Origin of the sequence: Amycolatopsis bullii (genome assembly GCF_014654205.1) — a bacterium.
Classification (GTDB): Bacteria; Actinomycetota; Actinomycetes; order Mycobacteriales; family Pseudonocardiaceae; genus Amycolatopsis; species Amycolatopsis plumensis.
The window spans coordinates 144194-162392 of sequence record NZ_BNAW01000010.1 but is presented as its reverse complement, the minus strand read 5'-3'; the positions used below and the strand labels follow the sequence as shown (position 1 = coordinate 162392).

General features: G+C 71.3%; 19 protein-coding genes. 11 read left to right on the top strand and 8 right to left on the bottom strand.

Going from position 1 to position 18199, the window contains the following annotated elements:
- The first annotated feature begins 53 nt into the window (after nt 1-53).
- The 3 genes from IE317_RS15330 to IE317_RS15320 are packed head-to-tail and all read left to right on the top strand — an operon-like array spanning nt 54 to nt 3615.
- The gene (locus tag IE317_RS15330) at nt 54-1085 is read left to right on the top strand and encodes a sugar ABC transporter substrate-binding protein (RefSeq protein ID WP_191310541.1); all 1032 of its coding nucleotides are present in this window, start codon (nt 54-56) and stop codon (nt 1083-1085) included.
- The gene (locus IE317_RS15325; protein WP_191310479.1) at nt 1082-2605 is read left to right on the top strand and encodes a sugar ABC transporter ATP-binding protein; all 1524 of its coding nucleotides are present in this window, start codon (nt 1082-1084) and stop codon (nt 2603-2605) included. Before IE317_RS15330 ends, IE317_RS15325 begins: the two co-directional genes overlap by 4 nt.
- Complete coding sequence (locus IE317_RS15320; RefSeq protein WP_191310477.1) at nt 2602-3615, top strand: ABC transporter permease; 1014 nt, start codon at nt 2602-2604, stop codon at nt 3613-3615. Before IE317_RS15325 ends, IE317_RS15320 begins: the two co-directional genes overlap by 4 nt.
- Nucleotides 3616-3658: 43 nt before the next feature.
- Here the strand turns inward: IE317_RS15320 and IE317_RS15315 are convergent, their stop codons facing one another.
- Complete coding sequence (locus IE317_RS15315) at nt 3659-4390, bottom strand: FadR/GntR family transcriptional regulator (RefSeq protein ID WP_191310475.1); 732 nt, start codon at nt 4388-4390, stop codon at nt 3659-3661.
- 198 nt (nt 4391-4588) lie between these two features.
- Between IE317_RS15315 and IE317_RS15310 the strand changes: the two genes are divergently transcribed.
- Together IE317_RS15310 and IE317_RS15305 are read left to right on the top strand one after the other, a co-directional pair.
- Nucleotides 4589-5557 carry an aldo/keto reductase gene (locus tag IE317_RS15310; RefSeq protein ID WP_191310473.1) on the top strand — a complete coding sequence of 323 codons (969 nt, stop codon included), beginning with the start codon at nt 4589-4591 and terminating at the stop codon, nt 5555-5557.
- Entirely contained in the window at nt 5554-6405 is an 852-nt protein-coding gene (locus tag IE317_RS15305) for an amidohydrolase family protein (protein ID WP_191310471.1), read from the top strand. The genes IE317_RS15310 and IE317_RS15305 overlap by 4 nt, the downstream gene beginning before the upstream one ends.
- Before the next feature lie 34 nt (nt 6406-6439).
- Here IE317_RS15305 and shbA read toward each other — a convergent pair whose 3' ends face one another.
- From shbA to IE317_RS15285, 4 genes are all read right to left on the bottom strand, one after another.
- On the bottom strand, nt 6440-7096 hold the full coding sequence (gene shbA / locus IE317_RS15300; RefSeq protein WP_191310469.1) for an RNA polymerase sigma factor ShbA: 657 nt from the start codon (nt 7094-7096) through the stop codon (nt 6440-6442).
- Between the two features lie 253 nt (nt 7097-7349).
- The gene (locus tag IE317_RS15295) at nt 7350-7646 is read right to left on the bottom strand and encodes a DUF202 domain-containing protein (RefSeq protein ID WP_191310467.1); all 297 of its coding nucleotides are present in this window, start codon (nt 7644-7646) and stop codon (nt 7350-7352) included.
- A gap of 171 nt (nt 7647-7817) precedes the next feature.
- A complete protein-coding gene (locus tag IE317_RS15290; protein ID WP_229902718.1) occupies nt 7818-8201 on the bottom strand; it encodes a YidH family protein in 384 nt (127 codons plus the stop codon).
- An 11-nt stretch (nt 8202-8212) separates the two neighbouring features.
- Nucleotides 8213-8692, bottom strand: a complete 480-nt coding sequence (locus IE317_RS15285) for a GtrA family protein (RefSeq protein ID WP_191310465.1) — start codon at nt 8690-8692, stop codon at nt 8213-8215.
- A gap of 136 nt (nt 8693-8828) precedes the next feature.
- Between IE317_RS15285 and IE317_RS15280 the strand changes: the two genes are divergently transcribed.
- Both IE317_RS15280 and IE317_RS15275 read left to right on the top strand, forming a co-directional pair.
- Nucleotides 8829-9239: a hypothetical protein gene (locus IE317_RS15280; protein WP_191310463.1), complete on the top strand. Its 411-nt coding sequence runs from the start codon at nt 8829-8831 to the stop codon at nt 9237-9239.
- A gap of 78 nt (nt 9240-9317) precedes the next feature.
- Nucleotides 9318-9611 (top strand): iron-sulfur cluster biosynthesis family protein, encoded by a 294-nt coding sequence (locus tag IE317_RS15275; RefSeq protein ID WP_191310461.1) that lies wholly within the window; start codon nt 9318-9320, stop codon nt 9609-9611.
- A 115-nt stretch (nt 9612-9726) separates the two neighbouring features.
- Here the strand turns inward: IE317_RS15275 and IE317_RS15270 are convergent, their stop codons facing one another.
- The 3 genes from IE317_RS15270 to IE317_RS15260 are packed head-to-tail and all read right to left on the bottom strand — an operon-like array spanning nt 9727 to nt 13916.
- Nucleotides 9727-10848, bottom strand: coding sequence for a glycerate kinase (locus IE317_RS15270; protein WP_191310459.1), 1122 nt, complete (start codon nt 10846-10848; stop codon nt 9727-9729).
- On the bottom strand, nt 10845-11789 hold the full coding sequence (locus IE317_RS15265) for a 2-hydroxyacid dehydrogenase (RefSeq protein ID WP_191310457.1): 945 nt from the start codon (nt 11787-11789) through the stop codon (nt 10845-10847). Before IE317_RS15265 ends, IE317_RS15270 begins: the two co-directional genes overlap by 4 nt.
- Before the next feature lie 30 nt (nt 11790-11819).
- Nucleotides 11820-13916: an alpha-galactosidase gene (locus IE317_RS15260; RefSeq protein ID WP_191310454.1), complete on the bottom strand. Its 2097-nt coding sequence runs from the start codon at nt 13914-13916 to the stop codon at nt 11820-11822.
- 76 nt (nt 13917-13992) lie between these two features.
- Between IE317_RS15260 and IE317_RS15255 the strand changes: the two genes are divergently transcribed.
- The 4 genes from IE317_RS15255 to IE317_RS15240 are packed head-to-tail and all read left to right on the top strand — an operon-like array spanning nt 13993 to nt 18184.
- Nucleotides 13993-15162 (top strand): ROK family transcriptional regulator, encoded by a 1170-nt coding sequence (locus IE317_RS15255; RefSeq protein ID WP_229902717.1) that lies wholly within the window; start codon nt 13993-13995, stop codon nt 15160-15162.
- Between the two features lie 12 nt (nt 15163-15174).
- A complete protein-coding gene (locus IE317_RS15250; RefSeq protein ID WP_229902716.1) occupies nt 15175-16452 on the top strand; it encodes an ABC transporter substrate-binding protein in 1278 nt (425 codons plus the stop codon).
- Nucleotides 16449-17351: a carbohydrate ABC transporter permease gene (locus IE317_RS15245; protein ID WP_191310452.1), complete on the top strand. Its 903-nt coding sequence runs from the start codon at nt 16449-16451 to the stop codon at nt 17349-17351. The genes IE317_RS15250 and IE317_RS15245 overlap by 4 nt, the downstream gene beginning before the upstream one ends.
- The gene (locus IE317_RS15240; RefSeq protein WP_191310450.1) at nt 17351-18184 is read left to right on the top strand and encodes a carbohydrate ABC transporter permease; all 834 of its coding nucleotides are present in this window, start codon (nt 17351-17353) and stop codon (nt 18182-18184) included. Before IE317_RS15245 ends, IE317_RS15240 begins: the two co-directional genes overlap by 1 nt.
- Nucleotides 18185-18199: the final 15 nt, after the last annotated feature.

The following is an 18199-nucleotide window of genomic DNA, read 5'->3' as shown; positions in this document are numbered from 1 at the left end:
TTCCCGCCGTCATCAAGGAGGATGTTGTGCGCGCTGTGCCATTCCCGAAGAGGGTGATCCAGGTGGCCGCCACGGCCGCCGTCTGCGGCCTGGTGCTGGCCGCCTGCGGGTCCACGAAGGACAACGCTCCGGCGCCCGCGGCGGGCGGCGGCGCGGGCGGCAAGGTCGGCGCGACCCTGCCGCTGCTGACCTCGCCGTTCTGGCAGGCCTACAACAACTACGTGCCCAAGATGGCCAAGGAAGAGGGCGTCGACGTCCTCCCGACGGTCAACGCCGACAGCGACCCCGCGAAGCTGATCACCGACATCGGCACCTTCCTCAACCAGGGCGTCAAGGGCCTGGTCGTGACGCCGCTGGACTCGGCCGCCATCGTCGCCGGGCTCAAGCAGGCCGAGAACAAGGGCGTGCCGGTGGTCGCGGTCGACGTCGCTCCCGAGAGCGGCAAGGTCGCCATGGTGGTGCGGGCCGACAACAAGGCGTACGGCACCAAGGCCTGCGACGCGATCGGCGAGAAGGTCAAGTCCGGCAAGGTCGTGCAGATCATGGGCGACCTGGCCTCGGTCAACGGCCGCGACCGCTCGGAGGCCTTCCGCGACTGCATGAAGCAGAAGTACCCCGGCATCCAGGTGCTGGAGATCCCGGCCGAGTGGAAGGCCGACAAGGCGTCCTCCGGCCTGGACAGCATGCTGACCGCCAACCCGGACATCAAAGGCGTCTACATGCAGGCCGGTGGCGTCTACCTGGCCCCGACCGAGCAGGCCCTCAAGCGCAAGAACCTGTTCTTCCCGGTCGGGGACCCGAAGCACGTCGTGCTCGTCTCCAACGACGGCATCCCGCAGGAGCTGGCCGCGATCCGCGCCGGTGAGCTGGACGCCACCGTGTCCCAGCCGGCCGACGCGTACGCGAAGTACGGCCTGTACTGGCTGAAGAAGGCCATGGCCGGCGAGACGTTCAAGGCCGGGCCGACCGACCACGGCAGCACCATCGTGGAGATCAGCCCGGGCATCCTCGAGGACCAGCTGCCCGCGCCCGTCATCACCAAGGACAACGTGGACGACAAGGCCCTCTGGGGGAACAACCTGTGACCGCGCTGCCCGCCGGCGAATCCGCCGTCCCGGTGGTCAGCGCGCACGGTGTCGGGAAGCGCTACGGCCCGACCGTGGCGCTGCACGACGTCAGCCTCACCGTGCACCCCGGCGAGTCGCACGCGCTCGTCGGGCGCAACGGGGCCGGCAAGTCGACGCTCGTCTCCATCCTCACCGGCCTGTCCGCCACGGACACCGGGCACGTCGAATTCGGCGGCGAGCCGGCCCCGCCGCTGTCCAAACAGGACGACTGGAAGGCCCGCGTGGCCTGCGTGTACCAGCACGCGATGGTCGTCCCGCAGCTCACCGTGGCCGAGAACCTGTTCCTCAACCGGCAGGCGGGCGGCGGGTTCTCGATCGGCTGGAAGTCGTTGCGGCGCAAGGCCCGCGACCTCCTGGAATCGTGGGACGTGCACGTCGACGTCGACACGCCGGCGGGGGAGCTGTCGGTCGAGGACCGGCAGTTCGTCGAGATCGCCCGTGCGCTCTCCTACGGCGCCCGGTTCATCGTCCTCGACGAACCGACCGCGCAGCTGGACAGCCAGGCCATCGAGCGGCTCTTCGACCGGATGCGCCAGATGCAGGCCGGCGGGGTGACGTTCCTGTTCATCTCGCACCACCTGCACGAGGTGTACGAGGTCTGCCAGGCCGTCACGGTGCTGCGCGACGCGAAGCACGTGCTCACCGCGCCGGTGTCCGAGGTCGGCAAGGCCCAGCTGGTCGACGCGATGACCGGCGAACCGGGCGGCCTCTCGGTGCGTGACGCCGCTTCCCGCGAGTCGCTCGAAGCGGACGCGGCGGAGATCCTGTCGGTCGACGGGCTCGCCGGCGACGGCTTCCGAGATGTCTCGTTCCGGCTCCGCCGCGGCGAGGTCGTCGGGCTCGCGGGCAGCAACGCCAGCGGGAAGCACCAGGTCGCCGAGACCGTCTACGGCCTGCGATCGCCGTCGGCGGGCACGATCCGCGTCGACGGCTCGCCGCTGCGGCCCGGGGACATCCCGGCCGCGCTGAAGGCGGGCATCGGCTGCGTGCCGCGCGACCGGCACCACGAAGGCCTGGTCCTGGAGCACTCGATCGCCGACAACGCCACCATGTCCATTTTGGACAAGCTGGGCCGCGGCGGGATCGCGTCCCCGTCGACGCGGTACGCGAAGGCCTCGCAGGCCTTGAAGGACTACGACATCGTGGCCGCGGGCGCCGACCAGCCGGTCTCCGACCTGTCCGGCGGCAACCAGCAGAAGGTCGTGCTGGCGCGGGCGTTGCTGAGCGATCCGCGGGTGGTCGTGCTGATCAACCCGACCGCGGGCGTGGACGTGAAGTCGAAGGAGGCGCTGCTCGCGGTCGTCGACCGGGTGCGCGCCGAGGGCAAGGCGGTGCTGATCGTCAGCGACGAGCTGGACGACCTGCGCCTGAGCGACCGGGTCCTGGTGCTGCGCGCCGGGGCCGTGGTCGCCGAACACCAGGCCGGGTGGTCCGACGGCGACCTCGTGGCCGACATCGAAGGAGTCGAGCTTTCGTGACCGACGTGATGACCTCCCCGCAGACGCAGCTGCCCGCGCCACCGCGGCGCCGGAAAGCCGTCTGGCTGCGCGAACTCGCGCTCCTGCCCGCCCTGGTCGTCGTGTTCGTCATCGGCGGCCTGGTCGACGACACGTTCGTCGGCTGGAGCAACATCGTCAGCATCCTGACCGCGTCGGCCGCGCTGTCGCTGGTCGTGCTCGGCGAGTCGCTGGTGCTGATCACCGGGAAGTTCGACCTGTCGCTGGAATCGACGATGGGCCTGGCGCCCGCGCTGGGCGCGATGGTCGTGATCCCGGCGGCGTCGGCGGGCTTCGGCGTGGAGCTGCCCGCCGCGGTCGGGCTGCTGATCATCCCGCTGTGCGGGGCGCTGGTCGGGTTCGTCAACGGCTTCCTCATCGTGAAGCTCAAGCTGAACGCCTTCATCGTCACCCTCGCCATGCTCACCGTGCTCCGCGGTGTGCAGGTCGGCTCGACCAAGGGCAAGACGCTGTTCAACCTGCCGGACTCGTTCACCAACCTGGCGACGACGACGTTCGCCGGGCTGCCGATGTCGGTGTGGCTGGCGGCGCTGCTGTTCGCCGTGGCGGGCTGGGTGCTGCGCTACCACCGCGTCGGCCGCGCGCTGTACGCGATCGGCGGCAACCGCGAAGCCGCGCGGGCCGCGGGGGTGCGTGTCGACCGGATCGCGTGGGCGGTGTTCGTCGTCGCGGGGATCCTCGCCGCGATCGGCGGGCTCGCGTACACCGGTTACGTCGGGGCCTTGGGCGCGAACCAGGGATCCGGGATGATCCTGCAGGTGTTCGCGGCGGCGGTGATCGGCGGCGTCTCCCTCGACGGTGGCAAGGGCACGCTTGTCGGTGCGCTGACCGGCGTCCTGCTGCTGTCGTCGGTGTCCAGCCTGCTCAACTACGCGCACGTCACGGCGGAGTGGCAGGGGGCGATCTACGGCGCCATCATCCTGGTCGCGCTGATCATCGCCCGGTACGCGGGCGGAAAGCCCCAAACCTGACGCCCGCCCGGTGAAGATCCGACGTGTTCCGGAGGTAGGTGTGCTACGAGGCTTCCGCGGCCGGCTCGGCGTCCGAGTCGGGCACGGTCGGGTCGTCCGCGGTGCCCAGGGCGTTGCGCAGCCACTGCTCCACGCCCGCGACGTGCACGGTCGCCCACGAACGGGCCAGTTCCGGCTCGCGCGCGGCGATGGCCTCGTAGATCGCCGTGTGCTGTTCGCGGGTCTTCGCGACCGCGCCTTCCTGGGTCAGGCCGCGCCAGATCCGGGCGCGGGCGGTCGGCCCGGAGAGGCTGTCGAGCAGCGAGCAGAGCACGGGGTTGCCGGAGCCGTCAGCGATCTTGCGGTGGAACTGCAGGTCGTTGGCGACCAGCGCTTCCACGGTCGGCGAGTCCTCCAGCTCGCCGAGCAGCGTGCCCAGCTCCGCGATGTCCGCGTCGCTCATGTGCAGCGCGGCCAGCGCGGTCGCGGCCGGCTCCAGGATCCGCCGCACGGCCAGGAAGTCGAGCACGGTGTCGTCGCGGTGGAAGTCGACCACGAACGTCATGGCGTCCAGCAGCAGGTTGGGCTCGAGGCTGGTGACGTACGTGCCGTCGCCCTGCCGGACGTCGAGGACCCTGATCAGGCACAGCGCCTTGACGGCCTCGCGCAGGGAGCTGCGCGAAAGCCCGAGCCGCTGGGCCAGTTCGGCTTCCTTGGGCAGCCGGTCGCCCGGCGCCAGCTCGCCGGAGATGATCATGTCCTTGATCTTGTCGATCGCGACATCGGTGACGGGCATCGCGTCCGCCCTCCCTGCAACAGACCTCGGATGTTTCGGTGTTACTGCCCAGCGTGCCATGTCTCGGCGGAGGAAGGGCGATGACCCACCAGCGCACACCACAACGAGTGGCCCCCGTAACGGTCCCGGCCTCTCCCACGTCCTCGAAGACACCGGCGTCGGGCCGGTCCGCGAACGGCCGGTGAAGGAGTGACGGCGTTGGAACTCTCCCTGTCCCCGCTCGGGCTCGGCTGCGCCCAGCTGGGCAACCTGTACCACGCGATCAGCGACGAGACCGCGGCCGCGACCGTCCGGCGCGCATGGGACGAGGGTGTCCGCTACTTCGACACCGCGCCGCACTACGGCCTCGGCCTGTCGGAGGCGCGGCTGGGCGCGGCCCTGCGCTCGTACCCGCGGGACGAGTACGTGCTTTCGACGAAGGTCGGCCGGGTGCTGGAACCGAACCCCGGTGGCGCCGGCGACCGGGACGACCAGGGCTTCGCCGTTCCGGCCGCCTACAAGCGCCGGTGGGACTTCAGCCGCGAGGGCGTCCTGCGGTCCCTGGAGGACAGCTTGACGCGGCTCGGGCTCGACCGCGTCGACATCGTCTACGTCCACGACCCCGACGACCACTTCGAGGAGGCGCTCTCGGGGGCATTCCCCGCCTTGCGCGAGCTGCGGGAGCAGGGCGTGATCGGCGGGTTCGGCGCCGGGATGAACCAGGCGCCGATGCTGGCCGAGTTCGTCCGCCGCACCGACCTGGACGTGCTGCTGGTGGCCGGCCGCTACACGCTGCTCGACCAGCCCGCGCTGGACGAGCTGTTCCCGCTGTGCGCCGAGCGGGACGTCCGGGTTGTGGTCGGGGGCGCGTTCAACGGCGGGATCCTGGCCACGGCCGAACCGGGCCGGGTCTACGACTACGCCGAAGCGCCGGCGGAGCTGGTCGAGCGGGCCGGGCGGATCGCGGAGATCTGCGCGCGCCACGGCGTCGAGCTGCCCGAAGCCGCGCTGGCGCTGCCGATGGCGCACCCCGTGGTCGCGTCGGTGGTCGTCGGCGCGCACGATCCGGACCAGGTCACCGTGAACGCGCGGCGGGCCCGGGCGGTCGTGCCACCGGCGTTGTGGACCGAACTGACCGACGCGGGACTGCTGCGCGCCGACGTCGTCATCGCCGAAGGAGTCTCATGATCGACGCGCACCACCACCTGTGGGACCCCTCGCTGCGCGAGTACCCGTGGATGGCGGGGCAGGCGATGGACCCGATCCGCCGCCCGTACACCGTCGAGGACCTGCGCGCGGTGACGAAGGCGGCGGGCGTGCACGCGACCGTCCTGGCCCAGACGGTGTCCTCGGACGAGGAGACGGCGGAGTTCCTCGCGACCGCGGCGGCGGAGCCGGTGATCGCGGGCGTGGTCGGCTGGGCGGACCTCACGGCACCGGACCTCGCCGACCGGCTGGCCGCGCTCGACGGCCCGCTGGTCGGGCTCCGGCACCAGGTGGAGGGCGAGCCGGACGACGACTGGCTGCTGCGTCCCGAGGTGGTGGCCGGGCTGAGCACGGTGGCGGCGGCGGGGCTGGCGTTCGACCTGCTGGTCCGCCCCTCGCAGCTGGCGGCCGCGACCGAGGTGGCGTTGCGCCTGCCGGAACTGCGCCTGGTCCTCGACCACGCGGCGAAGCCCCCGATCGCGGCGGGGGAGTGGGAGCCGTGGGCGTCCGGCGTGGCGGCGCTGGCGGCGCGCGAAAACGTCGTGTGCAAGCTGTCCGGGCTGGTCACCGAAGCCGACTGGACGGGGTGGGAGGTCGCTCATCTGCGCCGGTACGTCGACCACGTCCTGGACGTGTTCGGCCCGGACCGGCTGCTGTTCGGCTCGGACTGGCCGGTCTGCGAACTGGCGGCGTCCTACGAGCTGGTCCTCGACGCGGCGATCGCGCTGACGGGCTCGCTGTCGGACGCCGAGCGCCTGGCCGTCTTCGAGCACAACGCCCGCACGGCCTACCGGCTGGATGCGGGCGGGGCGACCTCCTCCAGGGGGTAAAAAGGTCACCCCGCCCGCTCGCTCAAGTGGTCTGTCAGAACTCGTCGTCGTGGATCATGCCGCGCAGCCGGGTCAGGGCGCGGTGCTGCGTCACGCGGACGTTGCCCGGGGAGATCCCGAGCGCTTCGGCGGTTTCGGTCGCCGAGAAGCCGACGGCGATGCGCAGGGTCAGGATCTCCTGCTGCACGCGGGGCAAGGAGGCGAGCAGCCGGCCGAGGCGGGCGCCGAGGTCGAGGTGCAGCGCGTGCGACTCCGGCTCGTTGCCGGCGACCAGCGGGCGCTCCGGGAGCTCGGGGACGGGCTCGGAGCGGTCGCGGGCGACGGCGCGGTAGGCGTCGGCGACCTTGTTGGCCGCGATCGCGTGGACCAGGTACAGGAAGGAGCCGCCGCGGTCCTGGTAGTCGGGCAGGGCCTTGAGCACGGCGAGGCAGACTTCCTGGGCGACGTCGTCGGCCGACAGGTAGGACAGGTCGCGGCCGCCCATGCGCGCGCGGCAGTAGCGGACCACCACCGGCTCGATCATCTGCAGCAGCGAGTGGATCGCCGCCGGGTTGCCCTCGCCCGCGTCCTTGACCAGGGGGTCGAGGTCCTCCTTGGTGAGGCGTCCGCCCGGGCGGGGCAGAGTCTCGGGGGTGCGATAATCGCGAAGGCTGGAAGCGGATTCTTCGGTGGTCCTCGGCGGTGCTGTCATGGTCGTCTCCCCGGCCGACCCTCGACCGTCGCTGCCGGGGGTTCAACACTCCGTAACTGATCCATCGCAGATGCTCCGGTGGATCGGGGCCGATCTGCGGTCCGTGCGACGCAGGGTAATCGTAAGCACCTCCAGGCGGGTCAGTCCAGATTTCAACGACCAATACCCCGTTAGCAGTATCGACCGTGATGTTCCCGCGACCCTCGCCCGCACATTGCGATTAATCGGTTTCAGGATGTGCCGAGTTCACTCGTCAGTGGAAGATGACCACGGAAGCGGCCGTCGCGGTCACGGCGAGCGACGCGATCGCGGGCAGCAGGCGGCTCGGAGGCCCCGGTTCGGCGGCGCGCAAGGCCCGTTCGCGGTGCCTTCCGATGGCGGCTAGCAGGGCTGATGTGCCCGCGGCGAGCAAAACCGGGATCAGCGTGCCACCCCAATGGCGCTGGGCGGCGGAGTGCAGGAGCAGTACCGTGCAGGCGGCGGACGAGAGTGCTGTCCGCCGCCAGGCGAGGCCGGTTCGCTCGGCCTGAGCGCCGCGAGGGGTGGTCACGGCCGGATCTCGGAGGGTGTGACGGCATTTTTGACGTCACGATAATCGCGAAGCGGCGGTATTCGCGTCCGGTGCGGCTCCTTGTCCGGGGTCGCCGGCCCGGCTTGCCGGGAAGCCCGCCCGGCCGGACCGGTTTTCCCGGCCGTCACCGTCCGCTGCCTTCCGTGTCACTCACGAGACCACCAGCAGCACGGCCGCGGCGACGATGAGCGCCAGCAGGCCGCCCGTCAGCGCCAGGATCATCCGGCTGGGCGGCAGCGGTTCGCCGGCCCGCATCGCGATCTGCACCCGCCGCCACCGCGGGTACGCGGTCGCGGCGAGGATCGCGGCCAAAGCGACGCACAACCCGGCGAGCACGGCACTCGCCGCGGCCGGCGACGGCACCAGCTGGTGCACGGCCACGCCGCCGGCGAGCAGGCCGAGGGCGGTCCGGAGCCAAGCGAGGAAGGTGCGTTCGTTGGCCAGCGTGAACCGGTAGTCCGGTTCGCTGCCGCCCGAGTGCGGCTTGATGTCGTCCTGCTCGCTGTCGTCCGGCTTGCTGTCGTCCCAGGCCACGTCCGCAGACGCTAGCCGGTGTGGGCCGCCGCGGCCGGTTCGGTGCGGTGCGCGAAGACCCACCAGCGCAGCACGGCGAACCGCACGAACCCGCCGACCAGGCTGGCCAGCAGCAGCGTGCCGGTCTCCTCCCACGACGTGGGCCGGTCGACGAAGGCGTCGAGGAGGGCCAGCACGGCCGAGCCGTACAGCGCGTAGAAGGCGAAGGTGAGCACGTCCTGCAGGTGCCGCTTTCCGGCGTTGCTGGGACGACCGGCGAAGGTGACCCGGCGGTGGAATTCGGTGTTCCCGACCGTGGTGAGCGCGATCGCGACCAGGTTCGCCACCTGGGAGCCCAGTTCGTCGCGCAGCAGGAGGAACAGGACGGCCTGGACGCCGGTGGTGACCACGCCGGCCACGACGTACCACGCCGCGTGGGTGCCGAGTTCGTGGTGGCGGTCCGGGTCGGTGGCGAGCAGCCGGCGCTCCGGCGCCCACCTGGTGGTGGCCATGATCCCAACCTACGCGCATTTACAAAATTGTGAATGTGTTAAACCGTGTGATCCCTGCGACACCGCGGGGTTTCGCCGCCCCGCCGCCCGGGGTAGGTCACCGGCGTGAGATGTTCCCGACGCGCCAGGAGGGCCAGTGAGTGACCGTGACTCGGCCGAACCGCAGAGCTTGAGCCCCAGCGAGGCCCTGGACGAGGACGAGCTGCGCGTGGACTCGCTCGAGGAGGGCATGGAGCCGCCCGAGCACTGGAGTGCCGCCGACCGGTACGGCACCACGCCGCGGGAGATCCGCGAAGGCGAGCCGATGGACCAGCGCCTGGCCGAAGAGGTGCCGGACGCCGAGCCGGAGCCGGTCCCGGAGCGCCCGCTCGCGGCGACGCCGGCGGCGGAGCTCGACGAGTCGATCGAGGACGCCCCGCCGGACTTCGAGCCGGTGGTGCCGGAGGACACCGTGCCGCGTCGCCATTCGAACCAGGGCAGGCGCGAGACGACGGACTACGCCGGCGAATCGGTGGCGGACGCCATTCGCGCGGCACGCGAGGGCTGAGCCGCTCAGACTGCACGTCCGTTCGGGCGCCCCTAGCGTGGGGGAAATTATCGGACCGCGACGAAGGGAAGGCCGAAAATGCTGACCGTGACCGAAGCCGCCGCCGAGGCGATCACCGCGTTGACCAGCCAGGGGGACGGCGAGGCCGGGCTGCGCCTGGCCGTCCAGAACGCCGACGGCGAGAGCGCCCAGCTGGCGCTGTCGGTGGCCCCCGAGCCGGCCGAGGGCGACAGCGTGCTGGGCGAGGCCGAGGGACCGAAGGTGTTCCTCGAGCCCCAGGCGGCCGCGCTGCTGGACGACAAAGTGCTCGACGTCCAGGAGGACCAGTCGGGCGGCGTGGCGTTCGCCGTGCTGCCCCAGCACACGAGCTGACCGCGGCGGCCGGGCCTTTCGTGCCTCGGGTGCGGAAGGTCCGTCCGCTCGCGCGGCGGACGGCCGGGGCAGGCCGCCGGGTTCGGCCCGGAGCCCTTGGGTTCCCCGAAGCCCGCTACTTGTCCCGCCAAGCGCGAACCAGCTCCGCCGCCCGTTTTCGCAGCAGTTCCGCCGCGTGCTTCCGCGCGTGATCCAGCGAAGGGGCGTGGTCGATCAGCGCGCTGCTCCCCACCACCCCCAACCGCGCCAGCCCCGCCGCGTCGAGCTGGATCCGCCCGGCCAGCGCCAGCAGCGGCACCCCGCGCGGCCGCGCCCGGTCGGCGATGCCCGCCGGGGCCTTGCCGTTCAAGCTCTGCTCGTCCAGCGATCCCTCGCCGGTGATGACCAGATCCGCGCCCTCCAGCGCCTGATCGACTCCGGTCAGCCCCGCGATCAGATCGAACCCGGACTCGACACTCGCGCCGAGGGCGATCGCGGCCGCCGCCACCCCGCCACCGGCGCCCGATCCCGGCACCCGCGTGACGTCCGGCGCGCCGCCCACCCGCAGCGCGTGCGCCCACCGCCCCAGGCCCTCGTCGAGCAGGGCCACCTCTTCGGGCCCGGCTCCCTTCTGCGGCCCGAACACCGCCGCCGCGCCTTCCGGGCCCAGCAGCGGATTCGTCACGTCGGTCGCGACCGCCACCCGCACGCCGTCCAGTCGCTCCCGCACCGGCGCCAGCTCCGTCGAGGCCACCCGCGTCAGCGTCCCGCCGCCCAGGCCGACCGGCGCACCGAACGCGTCGAGCACCCCGGCTCCCAGCGCCCCCAGCATCCCGGCCCCGCCGTCGGTGCTGGCCGTGCCGCCGACCGTGAGCACGAGCCGCTTCGCGCCGTGCACCAGCGCGTCCGCCAGGAGCTCGCCGACGCCCCAGGTGTGCGCGGCCAGCGCCGTCGACGGCGAAGGTTCGACGAATTCGATGCCGCAAGCGCGCGCCGACTCCACATACGCGGTGCCGTCCAGCACCGCGTACCGCGCCCGCACCGATTCCTCGAGCGGCCCCCGAACCGTCATCCGCACGATCCGCGCGCCCGCCGCCTCCAGCACGTCCAGCGTGCCTTCGCCGCCATCGGCGACCGGGCAGGTGACGATTTCCGCGTCCGGCAAGGCATCGCGCACGCCGAGCGCGATCGCCTCCGCGGCCTCGACCGCGGTGAGACTGCCCTTGAACTTGTCGGGCGCGATGACGACCCGGGTCACGGCTTCACCTCCGTCAGCGGGGGACGCCCGGCGAGCACCGCCGCGACGTTGCGCGCGGCCAGCACGGCCATCGCGGTGCGGGTCTCGACCGTCGCGGACCCCAGGTGCGGGCTGAGCACGACGTCGTCCCGGCCGAGCAGCCGCGGTTCGACCTCGGGTTCCTTCTCGAACACGTCGAGCGCGGCGCCGGCGATCTCCCCGGCTTCCAGCGCGTCGGCCAGCGCGGCTTCGTCGACGACCGGGCCGCGGGTGGTGTTCACCAGGTACGCCCCCGGTTTCATGGCGCGCAACGCGGCGGCGTCGATGAGGTGCCGCGTCTCGGGTGTCAGCGGGCAGTGCAGCGAGACGACGTCCGAACGCGCCAGCAGCTCCTCGAAGGACACGTACTCGGCCTCGGTGTCCTGTTTGGACCGTCCGGAGTAGACGACGGACATCCCGAACGCCGCGGCCCGGTGCGCCACCGCCCGCCCGATCTGCCCGAACCCGACGATGCCCAGCGTCTTGCCTTGCAGCCCGGAGCCGAGCAGGAAGCCGAGGTGGAACGACCACGGCGTGCGCGAACGCAGCAGCCGTTCGCCCTCGCCGAGCCGCCGCGTGACGGCGAGCAGCAGCCCGAAGGCGAGATCGGCCGTGGCGTCGGTGAGCACACCGGGTGTGTTGGTGACGACGACCCCGCGCGACGCCAGCGCGGCGACATCCACGTTGTCGTACCCGACGGCGACGTTCGCGACCACCTTCAACCGCGGCCCGGCGGCGTCGGCCAGCGCGCCGTCGAGCCGGTCGTGCAGCATCCCGACGACCGCCGACGCGCCACCGACGAACTCGTGCAGTTCCGCAGGGGTCAGCGGACGATCGGCGGGGGAGACCTCCACGTCGCCTGCTTCGGCGAGGAGCTTCACCGCGTCGTCGGGAATCCATCGGGTCACCGCGATCTTGGTCACGACGACAGCCTAAATCACCTCACCGACAATTCAGCCCACGCGCGTCAGGCGCACCACCGCGCTCGCGTACCCGCTGCCGGGAAACTCGAGGTCCCATCCGTGGCTCAGCAACACCGCACCGTGGTGCACCACTCCGTCCTGGTCGCGGTACAGCCCGGCCGGATCCAACCCGGCGAGCCGTGGCGGCGTGAACGGCCGCGCGAACTCGGTGGGCCGCCGCCAGAAGAACACGACCACAGCATCGCCCAGGACGTACTGCACGGCCGTCAGCGCCGAGACCGCCGGATCCGCCAGCCGGTACAGCGTGCCGTGCTGCACGACCGGCCGGATCTCCTTGTACAGCCCCACGAGCGACGCCGCTTCGGCGAGTTCGTCCGGTGTCCAGCGCGGCAGATCGCCGCCGAGGCCGAGCACGCCCGCCATCGCCACGTGGAACCGGAAGCTCAGCGGCGCCTCCCGCCGGGTCGCCGGGTTCGGGCTGTCGGTCACCCAGGCCGACATCGTGCCCGCCGGGTAGATCTGGCCGTAGCCGTGCTGGATGGTGATCCGGTCGGCCGCGTCGGTGTTGTCCGACGCCCAGATCTCGTCGGTGCGCGCGAGGATTCCCAGGTCGGTGCGTCCGCCGCCGCCCGCGCAGCCCTGGATCCGCAGGTTCGGGTGGTCGGCGCGCAGCCGGTCCAGGATCGCGTACACCGCCCGCACGTGACCGACCCACAGGCGAGAAGCGTCGGACCCCGCGTCCGGCCAGCCGGCCTCGGTGAACGCGCGGTTCATGTCCCACTTGAGGTAGTCGATGCCGTGCGCGCCGACCAGCCCGTCGAGCCACTGGTGGGCCCACTCCGCGACGTCCGGCCGCGCGAAGTTGAGGACGAGCTGGTTGCGCAAGGTCGTCCGGGACCGGTGGGCCATGTGCAGCACCCAGTCCGGGTGCGCGCGGTAGAGGTCGCTGTCGGGGTTGACCATCTCCGGCTCGACCCACAGCCCGAACTGCATCCCGTGCGCGTGCACGGCGTCGACCAGTGGCCGCAGCCCGCGCGGGAAGCGCCGGTCGTTGGCGATCCAGTCGCCGAGCCCGGCGGAGTCGCCGGTGCGGGCGCCGAACCAGCCGTCGTCCATGACGAACAGTTCCGCGCCGAGCTTCGCGGCCGCCGCGGCGAGCTCGGTCTCGGTCCGCTCGTCGACGTCCCAGCCGGTGGCTTCCCAGGAGTTGTAGACGACCGGCCGCACTTCCTCCGGGTGCGGCTGGACGAACTCGCGGACGTACGCGTGCCACCGGCGGCTGGTGCCGCCGAAGCCGTCGGCCGCGTAGAGCCCGGCGAACACCGGCGTTTCCCACGTCTCGCCCGGGTGCAGCCGCCAGGCGACGTGTTCGTGGCCGAACCCGCCGGTCCACGTGACGCGGCCGGTGTGCGTGCGCTCGACGGTGATCCGCCAGCTCCCGCTCCAGGCCAGTGCGCTGCTCCACACCTCGCCGGCGCTCTCCGTCGCGTCGCCGTCGTCGAGCATCACCCACGGGTTGGCCTGGTGGCTGGAGGAGCCGCGGCGGCTGGTGAGCGTGGTTTCGCCGACCGGCAGCGGTTCGCGCAGCACGCGGTACTCGGCGTTCCACGCGCCGGAGGTGTGGCTCAGCCGCGCGCCGTCACGCCGGGGGAGCGTCCACGACGCGGAATCCGTGCGCAGCAAAGCGATCGGCTCTTCGGAGCCGGTGTGCCGCAGCGACGTCCACCGCTCGACGACGTCGCCGCGGACGCGGTAGTGCAGGGACAGTCGGAGCGGATAGTGCCGGTCGGTGAGGCGTACGACGAGCGCGTCGTCTTCGAGCGCGAAGCCGTCGTAACGCCATTCGAGCGCCGAAGTCCCGTCGGCGTACCGGACGGCCAGCGCCGCGACGCCGAAGAACGCGCCGCCCTCGGCCGGCAGCTCCTGCCGCTCGTCGCCGGGCTCGTCGAAGCTGCTGTCGGCCGGGTTGCGGCGCGCGGCGACCTGCGTGACCTGGTCCAGCGTCAGCGGCGGGCCCCAGTGGACGTGCCGCGGGCGGTCGTCGGCGTCCAGCCGGAAGGCGTACGAGCTCTCGGGCGTGCGCAGCAGCCAGAGCCGGCGCGCGGGGTCGTGTTCGACGAGCGACATGCCCGACAGCGTAGAGCCGACCTGGGCAGAAATAAATTCTTGACGAAGTTAATTAAATCTCGCTACCCTTCCGGCCATGCCTCGCAGTGCACCGGCAAGGGCGCCGATCACCAGCCCCGCGGCCGCGACCGTGTTCACCACGGTCCTGACCGAAGGGCCGGTGTCCCGCGTCGACGTCGCCCGCCGCACCGGCCTCTCCGCCGCCGCGGTCACCAAGGCCGCCCGGCCCTTCATCGAAGCCGGTTACCTCGAAGAACTCGCCTCCGAAGGGCGCACCGCGCCGGGGGCCGGCCGTCCGGCGAACCCCCTGGCCATCCGGCCGGACCGCGAGTACTTCGTCGGCGTCAAGATCACCGGCGACGACCTGATCGGCGTGGTCACCGACCTGCGCGCCGACGTCCGGGCCGGCGCCCACCACGCGCTGGCGAGCCACGACGTCGGTCACGTCGTGCAGGCGCTGGCCGACCTCGTCGGCGAGCTGCTGACCGGCACCCTTCGCGAGCGCGCCTACTGCCTGGGGATCGCGGTGTCGGGCGACGTCGACCGGGCGTCCGGCGTCGTCCGGTACTCCCCGTTCCTCGGCTGGCGGGACGTGCCGCTGGCCGAACTCCTCGAGGAAGCCACCGGGCTGACCGTGACCCTCGAAAACGACGTCAAGGCCCTCGCCGTCGCCGAGCAGTGGTTCGGGGAAGGCGTCGGGGCGTCGTCGTTCGCGCTGGTCACGGTGGGCACCGGCATCGGCAGCGCGCTGGTCGTCAACGGAGGCCTCGTCCGCGGCGCCCACGGTGTCGCCGGGGAGATCGGGCACGTCCCGGTCGCCGACGGCGGCCCGTCGTGCCACTGCGGTGGCCAGGGCTGCGTCGAGGCGATCGCGTCCACCGAAGCGATCCTGACGCGCGCCCGGCAGGTCACCGGCGAGCCCGGGCTGTCGATGGACGACGCCGTGACGCGCGCCCGCGGCGGCGACGAGCCGCTCCGGGAGGTCTTCGCCGGGGCGGGGCACGCGATCGGCCTGGGGCTGGCCGCGCTGGTCAACCTGTTCGGCCCGGAGCGAGTGGTCGTCTCGGGTGAGGGCGTCGCCACCTACGACCTGTTCGAAGACCAGATCCGCCGGACCTTCGCGGTCCAGGCGTTCGGCAGCGCGGCCCGGTGCGGCCTGGTCATCCGGCCGCTGCCGTTCGAGGAGTGGGCCCGCGGTGCCGCCGCGGTCGCCGTCCAGAGCCTTTTCGCGTCAGACAGCGTCTAAGGAGTGAGCCCTGTGACACCCAGGCTGAATCGCCGAAGCTTCCTGGTTGGTTCCGTCCTCTTCGCCGGGGGAGCGGCCCTCGCGGGCTGCACTTCGGACCCGCTGAACAAGAACGCCTCCTCTTCGGGGGCGAAGGTCACGCTGCAGCAGTGGTACCACGCGTACGGCGAAGCCGGGACGCAGCAAGCGGTCCAGCGGTACGCCCAGGAGTTCACCAAGGCCAACCCGGACATCGCGATCAACGTCAGCTGGCTCGCCGGCGACTACGAGACCAAGCTGAACTCGGCGCTGCTCACCGCGCAGGCGCCGGACCTGTTCGAGCTCGGCGACTTCCGGTACCAGAACGTCAAGAACGGCCTGCTCGCGCCGCTTGACGACGTTGTCGGCCCGGTCAAGGCCGACTTCAGCCCGGCCGCGCTGGACACGGTGACCGTCGACGGCAGGATCTACGGCGTCAAGATGATCGACGACGTCCTGATGCTGTACTACCGCAAGAGCGCGCTGCAGGCTGTGGGCGTCCAGCCGCCGCGGACGTTCGCCGAGCTCCTGGAGGCGACGCGGAAGCTGGACAACGGCAAGCAGAAGGGCCTGTACGTCGGCACCGACGGCGTCGGCGAAGCGGCGACGCTGCTGCTTTGGTCGTCCGGCGGCGACTTCTTCGACAGCAGCGGCAAGAAGGTCGCTTTCGCGTCGCCCGAGGCGATCGCCGCGATCGGCGGGCTCAAGCAGCTGCACGACACCGGCGGCCTGCTCCAGGGCTACCCGACCGACTGGTCCGACCCGGGCGCGTTCGCCAACGGCGTCACGGCCATGCAGTGGGGTGGCCTGTGGTCGCTGCCGGACATCAAGAAGGCCCTGGGCGACGACTTCGGCGTCGTCGCGTGGCCGAAGTTCGGGGACGCCGGCAAGCCGGTCGCGCGCGTCGGCGGCTGGTACCAGCTGGCCAACGCGAAGTCCCGGAACCCGGACGCCGTCAAGACGTACATCGACTGGCTGTGGATCAAGAACGCCGGCCTGCAGAAGGACTGGTGCGTCAAGTACGGCTTCCACATCCCGGCCCGCAAGGAGGTCGCGGCGCAGACGACCGAGTTCGCCGGCGGGCCCGCGAAGGACGCCGTGACGATCTCGCAGCAGTTCGGCAAGTCGTACTCGGGGCTGTGGAACAAGGCGTCGGCGACGCTCTTCCTGCAGGCCGCCACGAAGATCGCGAACGGGCAGGCCGACCCGGCCGCCGAGCTGGGCGACGCGGCGAAGAAGGCGCAGGCCGAAGTCGACAAGCAGCTGGCATGAAGCATCGAGACTGGCGGGCGATCGGCGCGTTCGCGGTGCTCACCGGCCCGGTCGTGCTCGGGCTCGGGCTGTTCAAGTACGTCGCCATCGGCTGGAGCTTCCTGCTCAGCTTCAACGACGCCCGCGGGACGATCACGCTGGGGAACTGGATCGGCTTCGGCAACTACGCGTTCCTGCTGGGCGACGACGCGTTCCTGACATCGTTGACGACGATCGCGGTCTTCACGGTCTTCATCGTGCCGATCACGTTCGTCGCGTCGCTCGGGCTCGCGGTGCTCATCAACAGCATCAAGCGCGGCAAGGCGTTCTTCCGGACGGTGTTCCTCATCCCGGCCGCGGTGTCGTACGTCGTCGCGGCGCTGGTGTGGAAGATGGCGCTGTTCACCGGGCTGCCGTCCGGCGTCGCGAACGTCGTCGGCGGGCTGTTCGGGGCCGACCCGGTGCCGTGGCTGTCGACGACGAGCCCGCCGGTGTACTGGGTCGCGGTCGTGACGCTGCGGCTGTGGCTGCAGGTCGGGCTGTACATGATCCTGTTCCTGGCCGGCCTGCAGGCGATCTCGCCGTCGCTGTACGAAGCGGGCGAGCTGGACGGCACGACCAGGTGGCAGGCCTTCCGGTACATCACGCTGCCGCAGCTGCGGAACACGTCGGTGGCGGTGCTGCTGCTCATCCTCATCGCCGCGTTCCAGGCGTTCGACGAGTTCTACAACCTGTTCGGCACCGGGCTTTCCGGCACGGCCACCGCGCCGGTGAAGCCGCCGCTGGTCTTCCTGTACGACTCCGCGCTCGGCGACCAGAACTACGGCGTCGGCTCGGCGGGCGCGTTCCTGCTGACGGTGATCATCGTCGTGATCACGCTGCTGCAGGGCCGGTTCGTCGGCTTCGGGAAGAAGGACTGATGGCCGTTCTGCCGGTTTCCCGGAAAGCGCCGAAGTACGTTCTCGCGTCCGTGCTTTCGGTGATCTTCCTGCTGCCGTTCTACATCATGCTGCGCAACGCGCTGATGACGCGGCACCAGGTCAGCTCGCCGGACTGGTCGTGGCTGCCGGATCCACTCTCGTGGGTGAACTTCGGCGACCTGTTCGCCGACGCCTCGGTGCCCATGGCGCACTCGTTGTGGAACTCGTTCCTGGTCGCGGTGGTGACGGCCCCGCTTGGCACGCTCTTCGGGTCGATGGCGGGCTACGCGCTGGCCCGGATCGACGTCCCGGGTCGTCGTGCCGTGTTCACATATGTGCTGGTCACGTTGATGATTCCGCAGTCGGTGACGTTCGTGCCGACCTTCGTTGTCGTCGGCTCGATGGGCGGGGTCAACACCGAGTGGGGCATCATCGCGCCGAACCTGTTCAGCGCGTTCACGGTGGTCCTGCTCCGCAACTTCTACCTGCGGTTCCCGGCCGAGATCGAGGAGGCCGGGCGCCTGGACGGGCTGGGTTACCTGGGTGTCTACCGGCGGCTGGTGCTGCCGAACTCCGGGAACATGATCGCCTCGCTCGGCGCGCTGATGTTCATCGAAAGCTGGAACGCGTTCCTGTGGCCGCTCGTCATCGGGCAGGACCCGTCGTCGTGGACCGCGCAGATCGCGCTTTCGACGTTCCTGACCGCCCAGTCGGTCAACCTGCCGGCGCTGTTCGCCGGTGCTCTGGTCACCATCGCGCCGCTGGTCGCGATGTTCCTGGTCGCCCAGCGGTTCATCGTCCGCGGAATCGCGGCGAGCGGGCTCAAGGAGTAGGTCCCCCTATCGAGG